Annotated in this window: 18 protein-coding genes; 17 read left to right on the top strand and 1 reads right to left on the bottom strand. The window is 57.2% G+C overall.

Going from position 1 to position 20,252, the window contains the following annotated elements; genetic code table 11:
• Positions 1-11: 11 nt before the first annotated feature.
• The 12 genes from murB to C7J97_RS02230 all read left to right on the top strand — a co-directional run bounded on the left by murB (position 12) and on the right by C7J97_RS02230 (position 14,170).
• The gene (murB, locus tag C7J97_RS02285; RefSeq protein ID WP_113991921.1) at positions 12-908 is read left to right on the top strand and encodes a UDP-N-acetylmuramate dehydrogenase; all 897 of its coding nucleotides are present in this window, start codon (positions 12-14) and stop codon (positions 906-908) included.
• Between the two features lie 31 nt (positions 909-939).
• The gene (gene rapZ / locus C7J97_RS02280) at positions 940-1,803 is read left to right on the top strand and encodes an RNase adapter RapZ (protein WP_113621071.1); all 864 of its coding nucleotides are present in this window, start codon (positions 940-942) and stop codon (positions 1,801-1,803) included.
• 16 nt (positions 1,804-1,819) lie between these two features.
• Positions 1,820-2,752: a DNA-binding protein WhiA gene (gene whiA / locus C7J97_RS02275; RefSeq protein ID WP_005925729.1), complete on the top strand. Its 933-nt coding sequence runs from the start codon at positions 1,820-1,822 to the stop codon at positions 2,750-2,752.
• Positions 2,749-6,258 carry a DNA polymerase III subunit alpha gene (locus C7J97_RS02270; protein WP_113991920.1) on the top strand — a complete coding sequence of 1,170 codons (3,510 nt, stop codon included), beginning with the start codon at positions 2,749-2,751 and terminating at the stop codon, positions 6,256-6,258. Before whiA ends, C7J97_RS02270 begins: the two co-directional genes overlap by 4 nt.
• Before the next feature lie 272 nt (positions 6,259-6,530).
• The gene (pfkA, locus tag C7J97_RS02265) at positions 6,531-7,505 is read left to right on the top strand and encodes a 6-phosphofructokinase (RefSeq protein ID WP_005925738.1); all 975 of its coding nucleotides are present in this window, start codon (positions 6,531-6,533) and stop codon (positions 7,503-7,505) included.
• 161 nt (positions 7,506-7,666) lie between these two features.
• Positions 7,667-8,050 (top strand): MmcQ/YjbR family DNA-binding protein, encoded by a 384-nt coding sequence (locus C7J97_RS02260; RefSeq protein WP_113991919.1) that lies wholly within the window; start codon positions 7,667-7,669, stop codon positions 8,048-8,050.
• Positions 8,040-8,675, top strand: coding sequence for a GyrI-like domain-containing protein (locus C7J97_RS02255; protein WP_005925743.1), 636 nt, complete (start codon positions 8,040-8,042; stop codon positions 8,673-8,675). Before C7J97_RS02260 ends, C7J97_RS02255 begins: the two co-directional genes overlap by 11 nt.
• A gap of 92 nt (positions 8,676-8,767) precedes the next feature.
• Entirely contained in the window at positions 8,768-10,318 is a 1,551-nt protein-coding gene (gene guaA / locus C7J97_RS02250) for a glutamine-hydrolyzing GMP synthase (protein WP_113991918.1), read from the top strand.
• Positions 10,319-10,556: 238 nt separating this feature from the next.
• Complete coding sequence (locus C7J97_RS02245; RefSeq protein WP_097783948.1) at positions 10,557-11,333, top strand: AzlC family ABC transporter permease; 777 nt, start codon at positions 10,557-10,559, stop codon at positions 11,331-11,333.
• Positions 11,323-11,628, top strand: coding sequence for an AzlD domain-containing protein (locus tag C7J97_RS02240; RefSeq protein WP_005925791.1), 306 nt, complete (start codon positions 11,323-11,325; stop codon positions 11,626-11,628). Before C7J97_RS02245 ends, C7J97_RS02240 begins: the two co-directional genes overlap by 11 nt.
• 22 nt (positions 11,629-11,650) lie before the next feature.
• Positions 11,651-12,487: an SDR family oxidoreductase gene (locus C7J97_RS02235; protein WP_113991917.1), complete on the top strand. Its 837-nt coding sequence runs from the start codon at positions 11,651-11,653 to the stop codon at positions 12,485-12,487.
• A gap of 333 nt (positions 12,488-12,820) precedes the next feature.
• On the top strand, positions 12,821-14,170 hold the full coding sequence (locus tag C7J97_RS02230; protein ID WP_044960821.1) for a uracil-xanthine permease family protein: 1,350 nt from the start codon (positions 12,821-12,823) through the stop codon (positions 14,168-14,170).
• 3 nt (positions 14,171-14,173) lie between these two features.
• Here C7J97_RS02230 and C7J97_RS02225 read toward each other — a convergent pair whose 3' ends face one another.
• The gene (locus tag C7J97_RS02225; protein ID WP_015538516.1) at positions 14,174-14,833 is read right to left on the bottom strand and encodes a nucleotidyltransferase family protein; all 660 of its coding nucleotides are present in this window, start codon (positions 14,831-14,833) and stop codon (positions 14,174-14,176) included.
• Positions 14,834-14,936: 103 nt separating this feature from the next.
• Between C7J97_RS02225 and C7J97_RS02220 the strand changes: the two genes are divergently transcribed.
• The 5 genes from C7J97_RS02220 to selD are packed head-to-tail and all read left to right on the top strand — an operon-like array spanning position 14,937 to position 20,238.
• Positions 14,937-15,740 carry an FAD binding domain-containing protein gene (locus tag C7J97_RS02220; protein ID WP_113991914.1) on the top strand — a complete coding sequence of 268 codons (804 nt, stop codon included), beginning with the start codon at positions 14,937-14,939 and terminating at the stop codon, positions 15,738-15,740.
• Entirely contained in the window at positions 15,741-16,211 is a 471-nt protein-coding gene (locus C7J97_RS02215; protein ID WP_015538514.1) for a (2Fe-2S)-binding protein, read from the top strand.
• A complete protein-coding gene (locus C7J97_RS02210) occupies positions 16,208-18,496 on the top strand; it encodes a xanthine dehydrogenase family protein molybdopterin-binding subunit (protein ID WP_113991913.1) in 2,289 nt (762 codons plus the stop codon). Before C7J97_RS02215 ends, C7J97_RS02210 begins: the two co-directional genes overlap by 4 nt.
• A 6-nt stretch (positions 18,497-18,502) precedes the next feature.
• Positions 18,503-19,204: a selenium cofactor biosynthesis protein YqeC gene (gene yqeC, locus C7J97_RS02205; protein WP_113991912.1), complete on the top strand. Its 702-nt coding sequence runs from the start codon at positions 18,503-18,505 to the stop codon at positions 19,202-19,204.
• Positions 19,201-20,238, top strand: coding sequence for a selenide, water dikinase SelD (gene selD, locus C7J97_RS02200; RefSeq protein WP_113991911.1), 1,038 nt, complete (start codon positions 19,201-19,203; stop codon positions 20,236-20,238). Before yqeC ends, selD begins: the two co-directional genes overlap by 4 nt.
• Positions 20,239-20,252 lie beyond the last annotated feature (14 nt).

Here is a 20,252-nt window from a genome sequence, read left to right as displayed (position 1 = left end):
AGCCTGACCCTATGGAACAACTCAAGCAGCTGCTCACCGCAGCAGGTATTGCTTATAAAGAAAACGAGCCGCTGGCAGCGCACTGTACTTTTAAGATCGGCGGCCCGGCGCGGCTGTTCGTGCAGCCGGCAGATCGGGCACAGCTTTGCCGTGCTGTTGCACTATGCAAAGCGCAGGGCGTCCGGTACTATTTGCTGGGCAACGGCAGCAATATCCTGTTTGCCGACGAGGGCTACAACGGCGTGGTGCTGGATATTTCCTCCATGCAGGACACTGTGGAGGTGCACGGAACACAACTCACCGCCGGGGCGGGCGTGCGGCTCTCGGCGCTGTGCAAAACGGCGCTGGAACATAGCCTGACCGGGCTGGAATTTGCCTACGGCATCCCCGGTACGGTGGGCGGCGCAGTCTACATGAACGCCGGAGCCTACGGCGGCGAGATAAAGGATGTGCTGACCACGGTGCAGTACCTCACCGCCGAGGGCGAGGCGAAGGAGGCAACGGCCGCGGAGCTTGACCTGCGCTACCGCCACAGCATTTTTGAAGAAAACGGCGGCTGTATCCTCTCGGCGCAGTTTGCCCTGACTCCGGGCAAACCGGAGGTTATCCGCGCAAAGATGGACGAACTGATGGCAAAACGGCTGGATAAGCAGCCGCTGGATAAGCCCAGCGCAGGCAGTACCTTCAAGCGCCCGGTGGGCGCTTTTGCCGCAGCCCTCATTGACCAGTGCGGTCTGCGGGGCTACCGACACGGCGGTGCCGCCGTCAGCGAGAAGCACTGCGGCTTTGTGGTGAACCTTGGCGGCGCCACCTGCGCAGACGTGCTGGCACTGTGCGAAGAAGTACGCACTATCGTAAAGGAAAAGACCGGTTACGATCTGGAAAAAGAGATCCGCGTAGTCCGCTGAACTGCGCAAATAGAGGGAGTGTGGAACACAGATGGAGCTGTTGATCGTCAGCGGACTTTCCGGCGCGGGAAAGTCTGTGGCTATGAATGCGCTGGAAGATATCGGTTTTTTCTGCATTGATAACGTCCCGGCGGGGCTGCTGCCCAGCATTACGGCGTTTTCCAAGGCGGGCGACAACCAGCTGGAGCGGGTGGCGCTTTCCATGGACGTGCGCGGCTGCCGCAGCAGGGAACAGATCGAGACTGCCCTGCAGCAGCTGGACGAGCAGAAAACACCCTATAAGATTCTGTTTCTGGATGCGCCGGACGATGTGCTGATGCGCCGTTACAGCGAGACCCGCCGCCGCCACCCCATCAGCATTGCAGAGGGCATCTCTACCCGGGATGCCTTTTTGAAGGAGCGGCAGATCTTACAGCCCTTGAAGGAACGTGCAAACTATACCATCAATACCGGTCTGCTCTCCACCTCCCAGAATAAAGAGCGTATCTGCGATTTGTTCATGAAAAACGGCGGGGCAAAAAATGCCATGCGTCTCACCATTATGTCCTTCGGGTTCAAGTTTGGTTTGCCGCCGGAGGCCGACCTTGTGCTGGATGTGCGCTGCCTGCCAAACCCCTTCTATGTGCCGGAACTGAAGCACAAGACCGGACTGGATCAGGAAGTGGTAGATTTTGTCATGGGCTACCCCGAAGCACAGGAGCTGCTGCGCCGGTACGAGAACTTTTTGCAGTACGCCCTGCCGCTCTATGTCAAGGAAGGCAAAAGCCAGCTGACCATTGCGGTGGGCTGCACAGGCGGCAAGCACCGCTCCATCACATTCGCACGCAAGCTTGCGGAATACTGCACCTCTCTGGGCTACGAGCCCGGGGTGCAGCACCGGGATGCCGTGCGCTGAAAACAGAGGAAATACTATGAGTTTTGCATCCAGTGCGCGGGAGGAGATCGCGCAGCGCAGCCCCACCAAGGAATGCTGTGTGCGTGCAGCCGCCTATGGCATTGCCTGCTTTGCCAAATACTTTGATGCCCGCGGTCTTGTGCTGCAAACCGAGCAACCCCATACGGTGCAGCTGGCGCAGCAGCTGTTTGCCCGCTGCGGCATCCGGGGCGAGATCACGGAAAAGCCCCGCGTCAGCGGTGTGCTGTACGAGTTCAACATCCGCGATGCGGAGCAGGTCACCCGCCTGCATGAACTGTTCGGCACCACCGGCAGGGAGACCAGCTTGCAGATCGACCCCGGGCTCATCCGTTGTCAGACCTGCGTCAGCGCCTATATCGCCATGGCCTTTTTGTGCAGTGGCACGGTCACCGACCCGCAAAAGGAATATAACCTGGAATTTCTCACCTCCCGGACGAACCTCGCCCGGGATTTTGAAGCGCTGCTGGCCGAGCACGAGTTTGCGCCCCACCGCACCCGCCGCAACGGCGTGAACCTGATCTACGTCAAGACCGGTGCCAATGTGGAGCGCTTACTCCGCTTTATGGGTGCTGCGGATGCCGCGACCCAGATCAGTGTGCTCAAGGCGTTCAAGCAGGTACGCAATCAGACCAACCGGCAGACCAACTGCGATACCGCAAACCTTGGCAAAACGGCGCGGGCGAATGCCCAGACCCTGAAAGCCATCCGCTATTTGCAGGAACAGCACGCACTGGAGACCTTGCCGGAGGTGCTGCAGCAGGCAGCAGCCAAGCGGCTGCAATACCCGGATCTTTCGCTTACCGCGCTGTGCGGCTGCTTTGATCCGGCTGTGAGCAAATCCGGCTTATCACACCGGATGAAAAAGCTGGAGGCGCTGGCGGAAAATCTGCGCCAGCGCCAGCAGGAGGGACAGGAGGCAGTACAATGAGTGAACCTACCGCAAATACCCGTCCCTTTGCCCATTTGCATATCCATACGGAATACAGCCTTCTGGACGGTGCCTGCCGCATCGACCAGCTGATGGAGCGGGTGAAGGAGTGCGGACAGACCGCCATTGCCTGCACCGACCACGGCGTAATGTACGGCTGTGTGCAGTTTTATAAGGCCGCCAAAAAGGCGGGTATCAAGCCCATCATCGGGTGCGAAGTGTATGTTGCCACTCGCACCCGCTTTGATAAGGTAAATAAAATAGACGGCAATAACCACCTGATTTTACTGTGCAAAAACGAGACCGGCTATAAGAACCTGATCAAAATGGTCTCTGCCGGTTTCGTGGAGGGCTTTTACTCCAAACCCCGCGTGGATAAGCAGCTTTTGGAGCAATACCACGAGGGACTGATCTGCCTTTCGGCCTGTCTGGCGGGCGAGATCCCGCAAGCCATTCTGGCAGGGGACTACGAGCGCGCAAAGGCGACTGCGCTGTGGTACCGGGAGCTGTTCGGTGCAGAGAATTACTACATCGAATTGCAGGATCACGGCCTGAAGGAGGATACCGCTGTTCTGCCGCAGCTCATCAAGCTTTCACGGGAGACGGGCATCCCCATGGCAGCCACCAACGACGCCCATTATCTGCGCAAAGAGGACGCCAAGATGCAGAGCATCCTGCTGTGCATCCAGACCGGCAAGACCATTCAGGACGCCGACCGTATGGAGTTCCAGACCGATGAATTCTACGTCAAGACCACAGACGAGATGTACGAGCTGTTCTCCATGGTGCCGGAAGCCTGCGCCAATACGGCAAAGATTGCCGAGCAGTGCAATTTTGACTTTGAATTCGGTCACACAAAGATTCCATACTACAAAGCCCCGGACGGCATGGACAATCAGGCCTACTTTGAAAAGCTCTGCTGGGACGGCTTGGAACGCCGCTACGGCCCGGACGTGCCGCAGGCCAACATCGACCGCCTGAAATACGAGATCGGCGTGGTCAAGACCATGGGGTACACCAACTATTACCTCATCGTATGGGACTACATCAATTTTGCAAAAAGTCAGGGCATCCCGGTGGGGCCGGGACGCGGCTCCGGCGCGGGCAGTATTGCTGCCTACTGCGTGGGCATCACGGATATCGACCCCATCCGCTATAACCTGATCTTCGAGCGCTTTTTGAACCCCGAACGCGTCAGTATGCCGGATTTCGATGTGGACTTCTGCTACGAGCGCCGACAGGAGGTCATCGACTACGTCAACCGCAAATACGGTGCGGACCATGTGGCGCAGATCGTTACCTTTGGTACGATGGCAGCCCGCAACGCCATCCGGGACGTGGGCCGTGTGATGGGACTCCCGTACCAGCAGGTAGATGTAGTGGCAAAGCTTGTGCCCATGGAGCTGAAAATGACCCTCAAGCGGGCGTTGGAGGTTTCCAGCGAGCTGAAAAAGCTCTACGATACCGATCCGCAGGTGACCGAGCTCATCGACACCGCACTGAAGGTGGAGGGTATGCCCCGGCACGCCTCCACCCACGCGGCAGGCGTGGTCATTACGCCGGAGCCGACGGATTATTATCTGCCGCTTGCCACCAACGACGGCCTGCCGGTGACCCAGTTCAATATGACCGAGATCGAAGAGCTGGGTCTTTTGAAGATGGACTTTCTGGGGCTGCGCACCCTGACTGTCATCCGAGATGCGGAGGTTGCGGTGCAAAAGCAGCACCCGGAGTTCTCCATCCGTGATCTGAACTATGACGACCCGGATACCTATAAAATGCTGGGACAGGGCGATACCGAGGGTGTGTTCCAGCTGGAATCCTCCGGCATGAAACAGGTGCTTGTGGGCTTGCAGCCCCAGAACCTTGAAGACGTCATCGCTCTGATCAGCCTGTACCGTCCGGGCCCCATGGACTCCATTCCCACCTATCTGCGCAACCGGCACGAACCGGACAAGATCAGCTACAAGACCCCGCAGCTGGCGCACATTCTGGATGTGACCAACGGCTGCATCGTCTATCAGGAGCAGGTCATGCAGATCTTCCGGGAACTGGCGGGCTTCTCCTTCGGGCAGGCAGATAACGTCCGCCGCGCCATGAGCAAAAAGAAGCATGCCGTCATGGAGGCAGAGCGGGAGCATTTTGTGCATGGCTGCACCGAGCCCGGCCACGAATGCCCCGGCTGCGTTGCCAACGGTATCCCGGAGCAGGTGGCAAACCAGATCTACGACGAGATGTCCAGCTTTGCGTCCTACGCCTTCAACAAGAGCCATGCGGCCTGCTACGCCTATGTGGCTTTCCAGACCGCTTATCTCAAGTGCCATTACCCCAGCCAGTTCATGGCAGCATTGCTGACCAGTGTGCTGGATAATACGGATAAGGTCATCGAGTATTCCGGCGAGTGCGCCCGTCTGGGCATTAAAGTCCTGCCGCCGGATGTGAACATCTCCAACGGCGGCTTTACCGCCGATGATAATGGTCAGATCCGTTTTGGGCTGAACGCCGTGAAAAACGTAGGCCGCAACCTTATCGAGAACGCAGTCACCGAGCGTAAGGAAAAGCCCTACACAAGCCTTTATGATTTCTGCAAGCGGATGCACGGCAGTGAGCTGAACCGCCGCGCGGTGGAAAGCCTGATCAAAGCCGGTGCCTTTGACTGCTTCGGCTCCAACCGCCACAGCATGGTAGAGGCGGTAGAGGGCATCCTCAAGAGCATCGAGACCGACTCCCGCCGCAATCTGGAAGGACAGTTGGATCTGTTCTCCGTGATGAGCGGGGAAGTGCAGCAAAGCCCGCAGGAGGATGTCTACGAGATCCGCCCCTTGGCAGAGTACACCCCTGCCGAGCTGCTGCAACAGGAAAAAGAGGTCAGCGGCCTGTACCTGTCCGGCCATCCGCTGGACGCTTACCGGGAAAAATCTGCCCGCATCGGCTCCCACACCATCAAAGACCTCACTGGCGAGGATGCCCATGTGCAGGACGGCGAAAAGGTGCGTATCGTGTGTGCAGTAGTCAAAAACCGCATGATGACGACAAAATCCAACAGCATGATGGCCTTTACCAGTGTGGAGGATCTGACCGGCACCATGGAGGTCATCGTGTTCCCCAAGGTGCTGGACAGGTTCCGGGATGCCATTCAGGAAAACGCTGTTGTGGTCATCGATGGCCGGCTTTCCGTGCGGGAGGATGAAGCCTCCAAGCTGCTGGCAGACAGCATTCTGCCCATTGACAGCTACGACCCGACCCGCTTGGATAAAGGCCGCCCGGACCCTGTCAAAACAGCTGCCCGGCGGGTATTCATCCGTCTGCCGTCCCGCAGCTGCCCCCAGTACGATAAAGTGGTGAACCTGCTGGAGATCTTTGATGGCGATATCCCGGTGATCCTGTATCTGGAAGATACCAAGCAGAAGCTGGCCGCACCGCGCCGGCTGTACACTTCCGGGCATCCGCTCTTCTTCAAAGAGCTGGAGCGGCTGCTGGGCGCAGAAAATGTTGCAACAAAATGACATATTTGCGCACGAATGGCACCGCATGGGACGATTTCAATTTTTCCAAGTGGTACAAATTGCAAAAATAATGCGATGTACCGTCATTATTTTGTACCGCATGGAATTGCATAAAGTCTCAAAACCCTATTGAAATTTGTCTGGATGGTGTGCTATAATCATTAAAGGCGAATCAAAGCTGTTGCAAAGCAACTGGCCTGTTTCTGGAAGAAGAGGGTACAGGCAAAAGGGTAAATGAAGAACTGAACTGTAAATTGGAGGGAATCTCTCGTATGGAAAAGCAAATCAAAACGATTGGCGTGCTTACAAGCGGTGGTGATGCTCCCGGCATGAACGCTGCTGTGCGCGCTGTGGTACGCACCGGCCTGCACAAGGGCTTCCGTATGATCGGCATTCAGCGCGGCTACAACGGCCTGCTTAACGGCGAGTGCTTTGAAATGAACCTGCGCAGCGTTTCTAACATCATCTCTGCTGGCGGCACCATTCTGTATACGGCACGCTGCTTGGAGTTCAAGACCAAGGAAGGTCAGGATAAGGGCGCTGAAAAGTGCCGCGAGCTGGGCATTGATGCGCTGGTCGTTATCGGCGGCGACGGCTCCTACCGCGGTGCCCGCGCACTGGCACACCGCGGCATTCCCATGATCGGCCTGCCCGGTACCATTGATAACGATATCGGCTGCACAGATTACACCATCGGCTACGATACCGCCATGAACACCGCGCTGGAAATGATCGACAAGCTGCGCGACACCACCCAGAGCCACGACCGCTGCAGTGTGGTCGAGGTCATGGGCCGCAACGCCGGTTACATCGCTCTGAACGTGGCCATCGCCTCCGGCGCTATGGCTGTGCTGCTGCCCGAGAAGGAATTCGATATGCAGCGCGACATTCTGGATAAGATCGCCGAGACCCAGAAGACCGGCAAGCGTCACTTTATCATCATTGTGGCCGAGGGCGTGGGTCATGCACAGGAGATCGCCAACGAGATCCAGGCACGTACCGGTATCGATTCCCGCGCAACCATTCTGGGTCATGTGCAGCGTGGCGGTTCTCCCACCCTGCGCGACCGCGTGAATGCTTCTGCCATGGGTTATCAGGCTGTCTGCCTGCTGGAGCAGGGCAAGTATAACCGCATCGTCGGCATGAAGGGTGAGAAGCTGGTGGACTACCCCGTGGACGAGGCTTTGGAGATGACCAAGAGCCTTGACCCCGTGCTGGTGGACGTGTGCAACACCATTTCCATCTGATCATAACATTTAATGCAAGAGCCATCCTCTCAGGTTTTCTGAGCGGATGGCTCTTTTTGCTACCGATTTTTCAGAATTGACGTATTATAAGTAAAAACCAACAACTTTTCGTTTACAAGTGCCTCCAAATCAGTTATACTGAGAAAAACGGAGGTGCTGCCATGAAATACAGCTGGATCGACACAGAGCTTCTTCAAAAGCCTGGCGTTACCAAAGACTTACAGGCAAAGTGGAACTGGATAAGATACCACATCGGCGGCAAAATGTTTGCAGCCGTCTGTCTGGATGATGCCACGGGAAAGCCGGTGTATATTACTTGCAAGCTGGACCCCGCCGAGGGCGATTTTCTGCGCCGACAGTATGAAGATATCATTCCGGGCTATTATATGAATAAGGTGCATTGGAACTCCGTAAAAGCAGAGGGAAATGTGCCGGATGCATTGCTGCGGGAGATGCTGGAAAAATCTTATCGGCTTGTGCTGGGCGGCTTTAGCAAAAAGAAACAGCGTGAGCTGTTGGAAGGAGAAAAGAAGGATGCCATTTGACTATAAGAAGGAATATAAAGAATTTTACCTCCCGCCGAAGAAACCGCAAATCATCACCGTCCCTGCGATGAATTTTGTGGCGGTGCAGGGCAAGGGCGACCCCAATGACCCGGCAGGGGAATACAAGGCAGCGCTGGAACTGCTGTACGGCATTGCGTTTACCATTAAAATGAGCTATAAGGGCAGCCATAAGATGGACGGCTATTTTGAATATGTCGTTCCACCACTGGAGGGACTGTGGCATCAGCCCGGGGCAGAGGGTGTGGATTTTTCCAACAAGGAGACCTTTATCTGGACCTCCATGATTCGTCTCCCGGAATTTGTCACCCGTGCCGAATTTGACTGGGCGGTGCAGGAGGCCACTACCAAAAAGAAAAAAGACTTTTCTAAGGTGGAATTTTTTACCTATGATGAAGGCCTGTGCGTGCAGTGTATGCACATCGGCTCCTATGACACCGAGCCGGGGACCCTGCGGCAGCTGGATGCGTTTGCAGCGGAGCAGGGATATTGCCCGGATTTTTCAGACACACGCTTCCATCACGAAATCTATCTGGGAGACCCGCGCCGCACCGCACCGGAGAAGCTGAAGACCGTGCTGCGACATCCGATCCGCAGAATGAAATAACAGAAAACTTCACAAAAACTGTCGCTTTTTGTTGTGAGATGTGCTATACTAAAATTATCTGTAAAACACACTTAAAAATGGAGGAAAACATCATGCAGCATGAAACTGTCATCGTGCTGGACTTTGGCGGACAGTACAATCAGCTGATTGCCCGCCGCGTCCGAGAAAATAATGTCTACTGCGAGATCTATTCCTATAAAACCGATCTTTCGGTCATCAAGGCCAAGAATCCCAAGGGCATCATCTTCACCGGCGGCCCCAACAGCGTTTATCTGGAGGACTCTCCCACCATCGACCCCGAAATCTTCAGCTGGGGCGTGCCTGTGCTGGGCATCTGCTACGGCAGCCAGCTGATGATGCACCTGCTGGGCGGTCATGTCTGCCGCGCTCCCGAGCGTGAGTACGGTAAGACCGAGGTGTTCGTGAACACCGAGAGCAAGCTGTTCACCGATGTACAGCCCTCTACCATCTGCTGGATGAGCCACAACGACTACATCGAGCAGGCGGCTCCCGGCTTCCAGATCACTGCCCACACTGCAAACTGCCCTGTGGCAGCCGTTGAAAATGCCGAAAAGGGTCTGTACGCCGTACAGTTCCACCCGGAGGTGCTGCACACCGCCGAGGGCAAGAAGATGCTGCGCAACTTTGTGTACAACGTCTGCGGCTGCTCCGGCGACTGGAAGATGGATTCCTTTGTAGAGAACAACGTTAAGGCTCTGCGGGAGCGCATCGGCGAGGGCAAGGTGCTGTGCGCCCTGTCCGGCGGCGTGGATTCCTCCGTGCTGGCCGCTATGCTGGCTAAGGCCATCGGCAAGCAGCTGACCTGCGTGTTCGTGGATCACGGCCTGCTGCGCAAGAATGAAAAGGAAGAGGTCTGCTCTGTCTTTGGCCCGGGCAATGCCAACGGCTTCGACATCAACTTCATCTGCGTAGATGCTCGCGACCGCTACTTCAGCAAGCTGAAGGGCATCACCGAGCCGGAGCGCAAGCGCAAGATCATCGGCGAGGAGTTCATCCGCGTGTTCGAGGAAGAGGCCAAGAAGATCGGCAAGGTGGATTTCCTTGCACAGGGCACCATCTACCCCGATGTGGTGGAAAGCGGTCTGGGCGGTGAGTCCACCGTCATCAAGAGCCACCATAACGTGGGCGGTCTGCCCGATACCGTGGACTTCAAGGAACTGGTGGAGCCTCTGCGTAACCTGTTCAAGGACGAGGTTCGTCAGGCCGGCCGTGAGCTGGGTCTGCCTGAGTATCTGGTCAGCCGTCAGCCGTTCCCCGGCCCCGGTCTGGGCATCCGTATCATCGGCGAGGTGACCCCCGAGAAGGTCACTATCGTACAGGACGCTGACGCCATCTGGCGCGAAGAGATCGCCAAGGCCGGTCTGGATAAGGAGATCAGCCAGTATTACGCAGCGCTGACCAATATGCACAGCGTTGGCGTTATGGGCGACGAGCGCACCTACGACTACGCCGTTGCGCTGCGCGCCGTGACCACCACCGACTTCATGACCGCAGAAAGCTATGACATGCCGTGGGATGTTCTGGGCACTGTTACCAGCCGCATCGTCAACGAAGTCAAGCACGTCAACCGCGTGTTCTACGATTGCACCGGTAAGCCGCCTGCAACCATTGAGCTCGAGTAATTCCCAATAGCGCCATCACCCCGGAGGGGTCCGTGAAAACGGAACCTCCGGGGTGTTTTTATCTTTTGGCACGATCAAACAAGCCATAACGTTCAAAGCGTCTCCTATATCAGCGCTCCCCCGAAGTCTTTTGAACGCAGTATTTTACACAAAAAGTCCGAAACCTCTTTCTTCTCTGCCTGCAGGGGAGTATAATAGATTCTGTTGTTTGCAAAATAGGAAAGGGGAAGTATCAACTATGGAATCGAAGCAGAGGCTTTTGGAGCCGCAGCTCGTCCAAACAGGAAGGGCAGATCAGTTCAGCCGCAAGGTGTTCTGTGACGGAATGCGGGACGGTGTGCCCATTGCACTGGGCTATTTTGCGGTATCGTTTTCGTTGGGCATCGCGGCGCGCAAGGCGGGTTTTACGCCGTTTCAGGGGTTTCTTGTCAGCCTGCTGAACAATGCCTCCGCAGGAGAATATGCCGCATTTGCGTTGATCATGGCAAACGCCACCTATTTTGAGGTGGCGGTCATTACTTTAATCGCCAATGCGCGGTATCTGCTGATGAGCTGTGCACTGGCACAGCGCTTTGCTCCGGAAACGCCCTTCTGGCATCGGCTGCTCATCGGCTATGATGTCACGGACGAACTGTTCGGCATTACTATCGCCCGCCCGGGCAACCTGAACCCGTACTATACCTATGGCGCTATCCTGCTGGCAGCGCCGGCTTGGGCTTGTGGTACGGCGCTGGGCATTATAGCGGGCAACCTGCTGCCGCTGCGGGTAGTCAGCGCCCTGAGCGTGGCACTTTACGGAATGTTTCTGGCCATCATCATCCCGCCGGCCCGCAAGGATCGGATCGTTGCGGTGCTGGTCGTCATCAGCTTTGCGCTGAGTTTTCTGTGCAGCTATCTGCCGGGCATCTCGGCACTCTCCGAAGGCACCCGCACCATCCTTTTGACAGTGGCGATCTCCGGTGCAGCAGCGGTGCTGTTCCCGGTCAGGCAGGAGGAAAACGAAGATGACGCATAACAATTATATCTATATTGCGGTCATGGCGCTGGTGTCCTATGCCATCCGCATCCTGCCGCTGACGCTGATCCGCAAACCGATCAAAAACCGCTTCATCCAGTCGTTTTTGTACTATGTGCCCTATGTAACGCTGGCTGTGATGACCTTTCCGGCCATCATTCAGGCAACGCAGAGCCCGGCAGCAGGTGCTGTTGCACTGGTAGTCGGCATTGCTGCCGCATGGTTTGGCGCAAGCCTGTTTCAGGTGGCTGCAGGCTGCTGTGCCGTGGTGTTCGTGCTGGAATTTTTTATCTGATGCCTTATTGCGGGAGAACAAAATGAAAAAGATCCTTGTAACCGGTGCAGGCGGCTTTGTGGGCTCCCGCGTGATGCAGCAATGGGCGGGGCATTACGAACTGTGCACCTTTCCTAAAGGCTTTCTGGCAACAGCAGGGGAGGACGCCGTGCGGCAGGCTGTTTTGCAGCAGCGCCCGGATGTCATTCTGCACACTGCAGCCATTTCGGATACCGGCTACTGCGCCGGCCACCCGGAGCAGGCTTACCGCGCCAATGTGGAACTGTCGGTCTGGCTTGCCCGGGCGGCAGCTGAGATCGGCGCAAAGCTGGTGGCTTTCAGCTCGGATCAGGTCTATGCCGGTGTGGAGCAGTCCGGCCCGCTGCCGGAAACAATTCCGTTAAAGCCTGCCAATGTGTACGGGCAGGGCAAGCTGGAAATGGAGCAGCGGGTGCAGGCGCTCTGCCCGGGTGCCGTATTGCTGCGCGCCACATGGATGTACGACCTGCCGGGCTACCGGCTGCCCATCCGGGGCAACCTGCCGCTGAACCTTCTGCGTGCGGCGCAGCGGGGAGAATCTGTCCGCTTTTCTGTCTGGGACTTCCGGGGCATCACCTATGTCCGGCAGGCGGTAGCACTGCTGGAAGCTGCCCTGACCCTGCCCGGCGGGGTCTATAACTTTGGCAGTGAAAACGCTGAAAACATGGTACTGACCGCCCGGCAGTTTGCTGAGACACTGGGGATCACGGTCGATATTCAGGAAGCTGACTGGGCACGGAATCTTGCGATGGATTGCAGCAAGCTGCGGGCGCAGGGCATCGTATTTGACACCACACAGGCAGGGCTGACGCGCTGTTTGCGGGATTATGGACTGCTCTGACTGCAGAAACAAAAATTTTTCCGTATCGCACAAAAAACAGAGAAAAGCACGAAAAAAGCAGGGGATTCTGTATGATGCCAGGCGAATCAGGCTGGACAAATCATGCGGAAGCCCTGCTTTTTTGCTTGTCTGCCGAAGAAAAGTTCGCTTAAAGGATGCAGCATTTCTTCATATAAAAAGTCATACTTATTTTACATCTTATCTGCATTTTGCTATAATATTTTCGCTTTTTTGCAAAGCATCCGAACCGCATAAACCTTTAAAACCTTGAGGAGAGTGGAATTTTTGAAGGAAGTCAAGCTTGAAGAAGCGGCTTATCAGTTTGAAGCCAAAATGTCCCTGCGGCAGGCCATCCCGCTGGGCTTGCAGCATGTCTGCGCCATGTTCGTGGGCAACCTGACCCCGCTGCTGATCATTACCAGCGCCTGCGGCATTGCAGGCGGCGAGTTTGCAGACCTGCAGGTCACCCTGCTGCAGAGCGCCATGTTCGTGGCAGGCATCGTTACGCTGGTGCAGTTGTTCACCATCGGACCCGTGGGCGGCGCAGTGCCTATCATCATGGGTACCAGTTCCGGCTTTATCGGCGTGTTCAACAGCGTTGTGGGCACGATGGGCGGCGGTGTGCTGGCCTATGGCGCGATCATGGGCGCATCCATCATCGGCGGTATTTTTGAAAGCGTGCTGGGCTTCTTCCTGAAGCCGCTGCGCAGGTTCTTCCCGCCGGTGGTCACCGGCACGGTGGTGCTTTCCATCGGTCTTTCGCTGATCTCGGTGGGCATCAACTCCTTCGGCGGCGGCAACAAGGCCAAGGACTTCGGCTCTGTGGAGAACCTGCTTCTGGCACTGTTCGTGCTGGTGGTCATCCTGTTCTTCAAACACTGGACCACCGGCTTCCTTAGCTCCTCTGCCATCCTCATCGGCATTCTGGCCGGTTATGTGGTTGCTTTCATTATGGGTCTGGTGCTGCCCACCACCGGCGTGACTGCTGATGGTGTAGAGTTCACCAAGGCATGGGTGCTCAACTGGAACAAGGTGGCACAGGCCTCCTGGTTCGCAGTACCCAAGCTGATGCCGGTCAAGGTGGTATTCGATGCCCGTGCAATCCTGCCGGTGCTGATCATGTTCATCGTTACCGCAGTGGAGACTGTGGGCGATATCTCCGGCGTGATGGAGGGCGGCATGAACCGTGAGCCCTCTGATAAGGAGCTGTCCGGCGGCGTCATCTGCGATGGCCTCGGCTCTACCTTTGCCGCACTGTTCGGCGTGCTGCCCAATACCTCCTTCAGCCAGAACGTGGGTCTGGTGGCCATGACCAAGGTGGTTAACCGTATGGCACTGGCCTCCGGTGCCGTGTTCCTGATCCTCTGCGGCCTGATCCCCAAGCTGGGTGCGCTGATTTCCATCATGCCGCAGGCCGTTCTGGGCGGTGCTGCCGTTATGATGTTCTCTTCCATCGTGGTCAGCGGCATCCAGCTGATCACCAAGGAAAAGATGACTCCGCGCCACCTGACCATCGTGTCTGTGGCACTGGGCGTGGGCTATGGCATGGGTGCCAACAGCGGCATTCTGGCACAGGCTCCGCAGGCCCTCCAGCTGATCTGCGGCGAGTCCGGCATTGTTCCGGCCGCCTTTGTGGCAATTCTGCTGAACGTGCTGCTGCCCAAGAACGATATGGCAGAATAAATTTTAACTTTTTTGTCGGGCAAGGGCTTCCAGCTGCTGCAACACCTCCGGGGTGTCTGCATCCAGCAGCTCTGCGCTGTCCGCAATGTAAACCGTGCGCACCTGCGCAGGATACTTTTTAAGCAGCACGTTGCCGCCTTTATTTTCCGGCAGGGTGAGCAGTTCCGGAAAGAAACTGCTTCCAAACAGAACGGGACTTCCAACAAGAGGCGCCGGGTCGTTTTCGGCCACGGCTCCCAGACGGAAGATCTCCCGTTCTGTTTCTTTTTGCCATTCTGCCGGGTACAACCGCTCCTGGCAGAAGCGCTCTGTCATAGCTTCTACCGTCTCCCGGCGCAGCAGGGGCTGATCCCCGGGCAGAAACATACAACCGCTAAGCTCCGGCAGCTGCTCCAGCAGCGCCGAAAGACCCAGCCGAACGGTATCGTTGCGGCCGGGCAGGCTGTGCAGCAGCACCGGGACGCCCTGCGCCCTGCACAGTGCCTGCACCTCCTCCGAGCGGGTCACCACGATGCGGGCAGCGATACCGGGTGTGGCGGTAGCGTCAAAAGCACGGCAGAGCATGGGTTGCCCGCAAAAATCTGCCAGTAGCTTGTTTGTGCCAAACCGGCGGCTCAGCCCGGAGGCCATGATCACACAGCCGACCGTAAGCGACTTCTTCATACAAAAACACCCCTTCAGCAGCATTTTATAATAGTATTATATCGAAAGCTGTGCTAAAATAAAAGCAGAGATATCGCAGCGATAGAAAAGAGAGGTACTGCACATGATGACGATCCGAGAATACAAGCGGGCAGAAAGTCTGGAGGAAGCGTGGCAGCTGAACCAGAAAAAACCAAACCGCATTTTGGGCGGCATGATCTGGCTGAAGATGGAAACCATCAATGTCGGCACCGCCATCGACCTTTCCGGTCTGGGACTGGATACCATTGAGGAGAACGAGGAGGGCTTTTCCATCGGCGCTATGGTCACCCTGCGTCAGCTGGAACAGCACCCGGGGCTTGCCGCCTACACCCACGGCGCTATGCGGGAGGCTGTGCGCCATATCGTGGGCGTGCAGCTGCGCAATCTGGCTACTGTGGGTGGCAGCATTTACAGCCGGTTCGGCTTTTCGGATGTGCTGACCATGTTCCTTGCCATGGATTGTGATGTGGAACTGTACAAGGGCGGCATCCTGCCGCTGCAGGAATATGCACAGCGCCCCTACGACCGGGACATTCTGGTGCGGCTGATTGTAAAAAAGACACCGATGCAGATTTATTACCAGTCGGTGCGCAACAGCCAGACCGATATCCCGGTGCTGACCTGTGCTGCCGCCCGGATGGAGAACGGCGATTACAACATCGTCATTGGTGCGCGTCCGCTGCGCGCCGTGCGGTTCGAACTCCCGGCAGAGCCTGCCCTTGCGGCAGAACAGCTTGCCGCGCAGTTTGCCGAAAGCGTAAAGGCGCAGATCGTTACCGGATCCAATATGCGCGGCAGCGCCGAATACCGCAGACATCTGGCAGGCGTGCTGACAAAGCGCGCAGTGCTGGAGCTGGAACAGCGTAAAATGCAGGAGGAAAAGTAAATGCAGATCACACTTACCTTGAACGGCATCCGGGTGTCCGAGGAGATCGCCCCGGATATGCTTTTGATCGATTTTGTCCGTGCACACGGCTGCAAGAGCGTCAAGCGCGGCTGCGAGACTTCCAACTGCGGTCTGTGCACCGTATTTATGGACGATAAGCCTGTGCTGTCCTGCTCCGTGCTGGCAGCCCGCGCCGATGGGCACAAGATCACCACGCTGGAGGGTCTGCAGGAGGAGGCCGCCGAGTTCGGTGCCTTTATCGCAGATCAGGGTGCAGAGCAGTGCGGCTTCTGCAACCCGGGCTTTATTATGAATGCGCTGGCTTTATTCCGGGAGCAGCCGTACCCCACCGAAGAGCAGGTGAAGGAATACCTTGCCGGAAACCTGTGCCGCTGCTCCGGCTACGAAGGCCAGCTGCGCGGCATTATGAGCTTTCTGGCATGGAAAAAGCAGAAGGAGGGCGTACAGTGAAAACCGTCAACAAACCGTTCCGCAAAAAAGATGCGATGCAGCTGGTCACCGGCCAGCCTGTCTATATGGATGACATCATCCCGCAGGACTGCCTGATCGTCAAGCTGCTGCGCTCGCCCCATGCAAACGCCATCGTCCGCAGCATCAACACCGCTGTTGCCAAAAAAGTGCCCGGCATCGAGGCTATCTTCACTTGGGAGGATGTGCCGCAGGATGCCCGCCGCTACACGCAGGCCGGCCAGACTTACCCGGAGGCCAGCCCCTACGACCGTCTGCTGATCGATCGCCACGTCCGCTTTGTGGGAGACGTGGTGGCCATCGTAGCCGGTAAGGATGAAAAGTGCGTGGACAAGGCACTCAAGCTCATTAAAGTGGATTATGAGGTGCTGGAAGCCGTGCTGGATTTCCACACCGCAAAGGATAATCCTATCCTTGTGCATCCGGAGGATAACTGGGAAAGCCTTGCCCCCGTGGGCGCCGACAACAAGCGCAACCTCTGCGCTCATGATGAATGCGGCAATGGTGATATCGACGCTGTGCTGGCCGGGTGCGATGTGGTCATCGACCATGTGTACCACACCAAGGCCTGTCAGCAGGCCATGATGGAGACCTTCCGCACCTATTGTTCCATTGATACTTATGGGCGGCTGAATGTGCTCAGCTCTACCCAGATCGTGTTCCACGCCCGCCGCAACATTGCCAATGCACTGCACATTCCCAAGTCCATGGTGCGTGTCTCCAAGCCCCGCATCGGCGGCGGCTTTGGCGCTAAGCAGACCGCGGTCAGCGAGGTGTACCCGGCTTTTGTGACTTGGATGACCAAAAAGCCCTCCAAGCTCATCTTCAGCCGTGTGGAAAGTCAGACGGCTTCCTCGCCGCGCCACGAGATGGAGATGCACGTCCGTCTGGGCGCTACCAAGGATGGCATTGTGAAGGGCATTGACCTGTACACCCTGTCCAACACCGGTGCTTACGGCGAGCACGGCCCCACTACCGTGGGCCTGTCCGGTCATAAGTCCATCCCGCTGTACGGCAAGGCCGAAGCCTTCCGCTTTGTCAGCGATGTGGTGTACACCAACCACATGTCTGCCGGTGCATACCGCGGCTATGGTGCTACACAGGGCCTGTTTGCGGTGGAGTCTGCCGTGAACGAGCTGGCGCACAAGCTGAACATGGACCCCATTGCACTGCGTCTGAAGAACACCGTGCAGGAGGGTGATGTGATGCCCGCCTACTACGGCGCAGTAAATACCAGCTGTGCGCTGGACCGGTGTGTGCTTAAGGTGCGCGAGATGATCGACTGGGAGCACAAGTACCCCGCCCGGGATATGGGCAACGGCAAGATCCGTGCCGTAGGCATGGGTATGGCCATGCAGGGCTCCGGCATTTCCGGCATGGACGTGGGCAGTGCTACCCTCAAACTGAACGATGACGGCTTTTATACCCTTATGATCGGTGCTGCCGATATGGGCACCGGCTGCGATACTACGCTGGCGCAGATCGCCGCCGAGGTGCTGGACTGCCCGCTGGATAACATTACCGTCTTTGGTGCGGATACGGATTCTTCCCCTTACGATTCCGGCTCCTACGCCTCTAGCACCACCTATGTCACCGGTAAGGCTACCGAAAAGTGCGCCATGAAGCTGCGGGAACAGATCTGCAAGTTGGGCGCAGAGCTGCTGGAATGCCCGGCGGATGCTGTGGAGTTTGACGGCAAAGTCGTGTTTGAAAGCGCTGACCCCACCCGCCAAAAGACCCTGTCCGAGATCGCCTTTGCTTCTCAGTTTGGCCATAAGATCCCGCTGGAATTTACCGAGACCCATACCTCGCCTTTGTCGCCGCCGCCGTATATGGTGGGCGCTGCCGAGGTAGAGGTGGATACCGAGACCGGCGAGGTGAAGGTGCTGGAATTTGACGCCTGCGTGGACTGCGGCACCCCCATCAACCCCAACCTGACCCGTGTGCAGGCAGAGGGCGGTATTTTGCAGGGCATCGGTATGACCCTGACCGAGAACATCACCTACGACAGAAACGGATACCCGGAGGAGAACTCTCTGTTCCAGTACAAGATCCCTGCCCGCAACGATATCGGGCATATCCATGTGGAGTTTGAGAATAGCTATGAGCCCAACGGCCCCTTTGGCGCAAAGTCCATCGGTGAGGTGGTCATCAATACGCCGCTGCCCGCCATCTCGGACGCCATCTACAACGCCATCGGCACCCGCTTCTACGAGCTGCCCATCACCCCGGAGCAGATCGCCATGGCAGTTGCAGCCAAGCAGTAATAGCAGATGCTGAACGAAAAAGAGCTTCCGTTTCTAGCAGAGAAAGGGCATATCGTTTCTCTGGTAGGCGGTGGGGGCAAAACGACCCTGCTGTATGCCATGGCAGACCACTGTGCCCGTAAGGGTTGGCGGGTGCTTGTGACTACCACCACCCACATCCGGCAACCGGCAGTCTGCTATGCACCGGATGACGCAGCGCTTACCGCCTTATGGCAAGCGGGTCACTATGCAGTGATCGGAACCCCGGCTGAAAACGGAAAGCTGACTTTGCCGCAGCCGCAGCTTTTGCGCCGGATGGCGCAGGCGGATGCGGTGTTTATAGAAGCAGACGGGGCAAAGCACTACCCCTGCAAAGTCCCGGCGGCGCACGAGCCGGTGCTGCTGCCCCAAAGCGATATCGTTTTGGCGATGGCAGGGCTTTCGGCGCTGGATAGGCCCTTGCGGGAGGCCTGCTTCCGCTACGATACCATCCGTCCGCAGTTTTTAGCGGCTGCGCCGGATGCGCCTCTTACACCGTCTGTGCTGGCACAGCTGCTTGCAAGCGCGCAGGGTGGCCGCAAGGCGGTGGGTGACCGGCAGTTTTATGCCGTACTCAATCAGGTTGATACGCCAAAGCTGCAGCAGCAGGGCATACAAATACAACAGCTTTTGCGTCAGCAGGGCATACTGTGCGTGCTGACGCATTTTAAAGAGGAAGAACGCGCATGAGCAAGGAAGATAAGATCGTATTCTGTACCGGGGGCGGCTGCACCGCAAAGCTGGGTGCCGGGGTGCTGAGCCGTATTCTGGAAAAGCTGCCCCGGGGCGAAAAAGACCCGGATCTTCTGGTCGGCTATGACAGCCGGGATGATGCCGCAGTCTACCGCATTACGGACAACATTGCACTGGTGCAGACTGTGGACTTTTTTCCGCCGATGGTGGACGACCCCTATACCTTTGGGCAGATCGCAGCCACAAACGCCCTGAGCGATGTCTACGCCATGGGCGGCGAGGTAAAGACCGCCCTGAATCTGGTCTGTTTTCCGGAGGATATGGACTTGAATGTGCTGGGCGAGATTTTGCGCGGCGGTGCTGAAAAGGTGGCAGAAGCCGGCGGCAGCCTTGCAGGCGGGCATTCCATTGCAGATAGCGGGGTGAAATACGGTCTTTCTGTAACCGGCCTTGTAGACCCGCACCGGATGTATACGAACGACACCGGTATGCCGGGCGACAAGCTGGTATTGACCAAGGCTTTGGGTGTGGGGCTGCTGTGTACGGCAAACCGTGTGGGCGAAGCCGCCCCGGAGGAGATGGAAGCCGCCATCCGCTCCATGACCACTCTGAACAAAACGGCGGCAGAGATCAGCCGCAAATACCGCGTCCATGCCGCTACGGATGTGACCGGCTTCAGCTTTCTCGGCCATCTGCATGAAATGATGGGCGGCAAACTTTCCTGCGTCATCCATGCAAATGCCGTGCCAGTGCTGCCGGGTGCCCAAAAAGCAGCCGATGCGTTTTTGTACACCGCCGCCGGGCAGCGCAACCGCAACCATACCGGGCCGTTCGTTCGGTTCGAGAACGTAAGCTTTGCCATGGAGGAAGTTCTGTTCGACCCGCAGACCTCCGGCGGGCTGCTGCTGGCGGTAGACCCGGCGGATGCCGCGGCACTGGAACAGGCGTTGTGCGCCGCAGGGCTGCCGGCAAGCATCGTTGGAGAAATCCTGCCGAAGCAGGAAATTGAGATCACTGTAACAGACAAATGAGAGGAGTAATCAAC

Origin of the sequence: Faecalibacterium prausnitzii, assembly GCF_003324185.1 — a bacterium.
Taxonomy (GTDB): Bacteria; Bacillota; Clostridia; order Oscillospirales; family Ruminococcaceae; genus Faecalibacterium; species Faecalibacterium prausnitzii.
The sequence above is the reverse complement of the archived record's forward strand: the minus strand, read 5'-3'. Positions and strand labels throughout refer to the sequence as shown.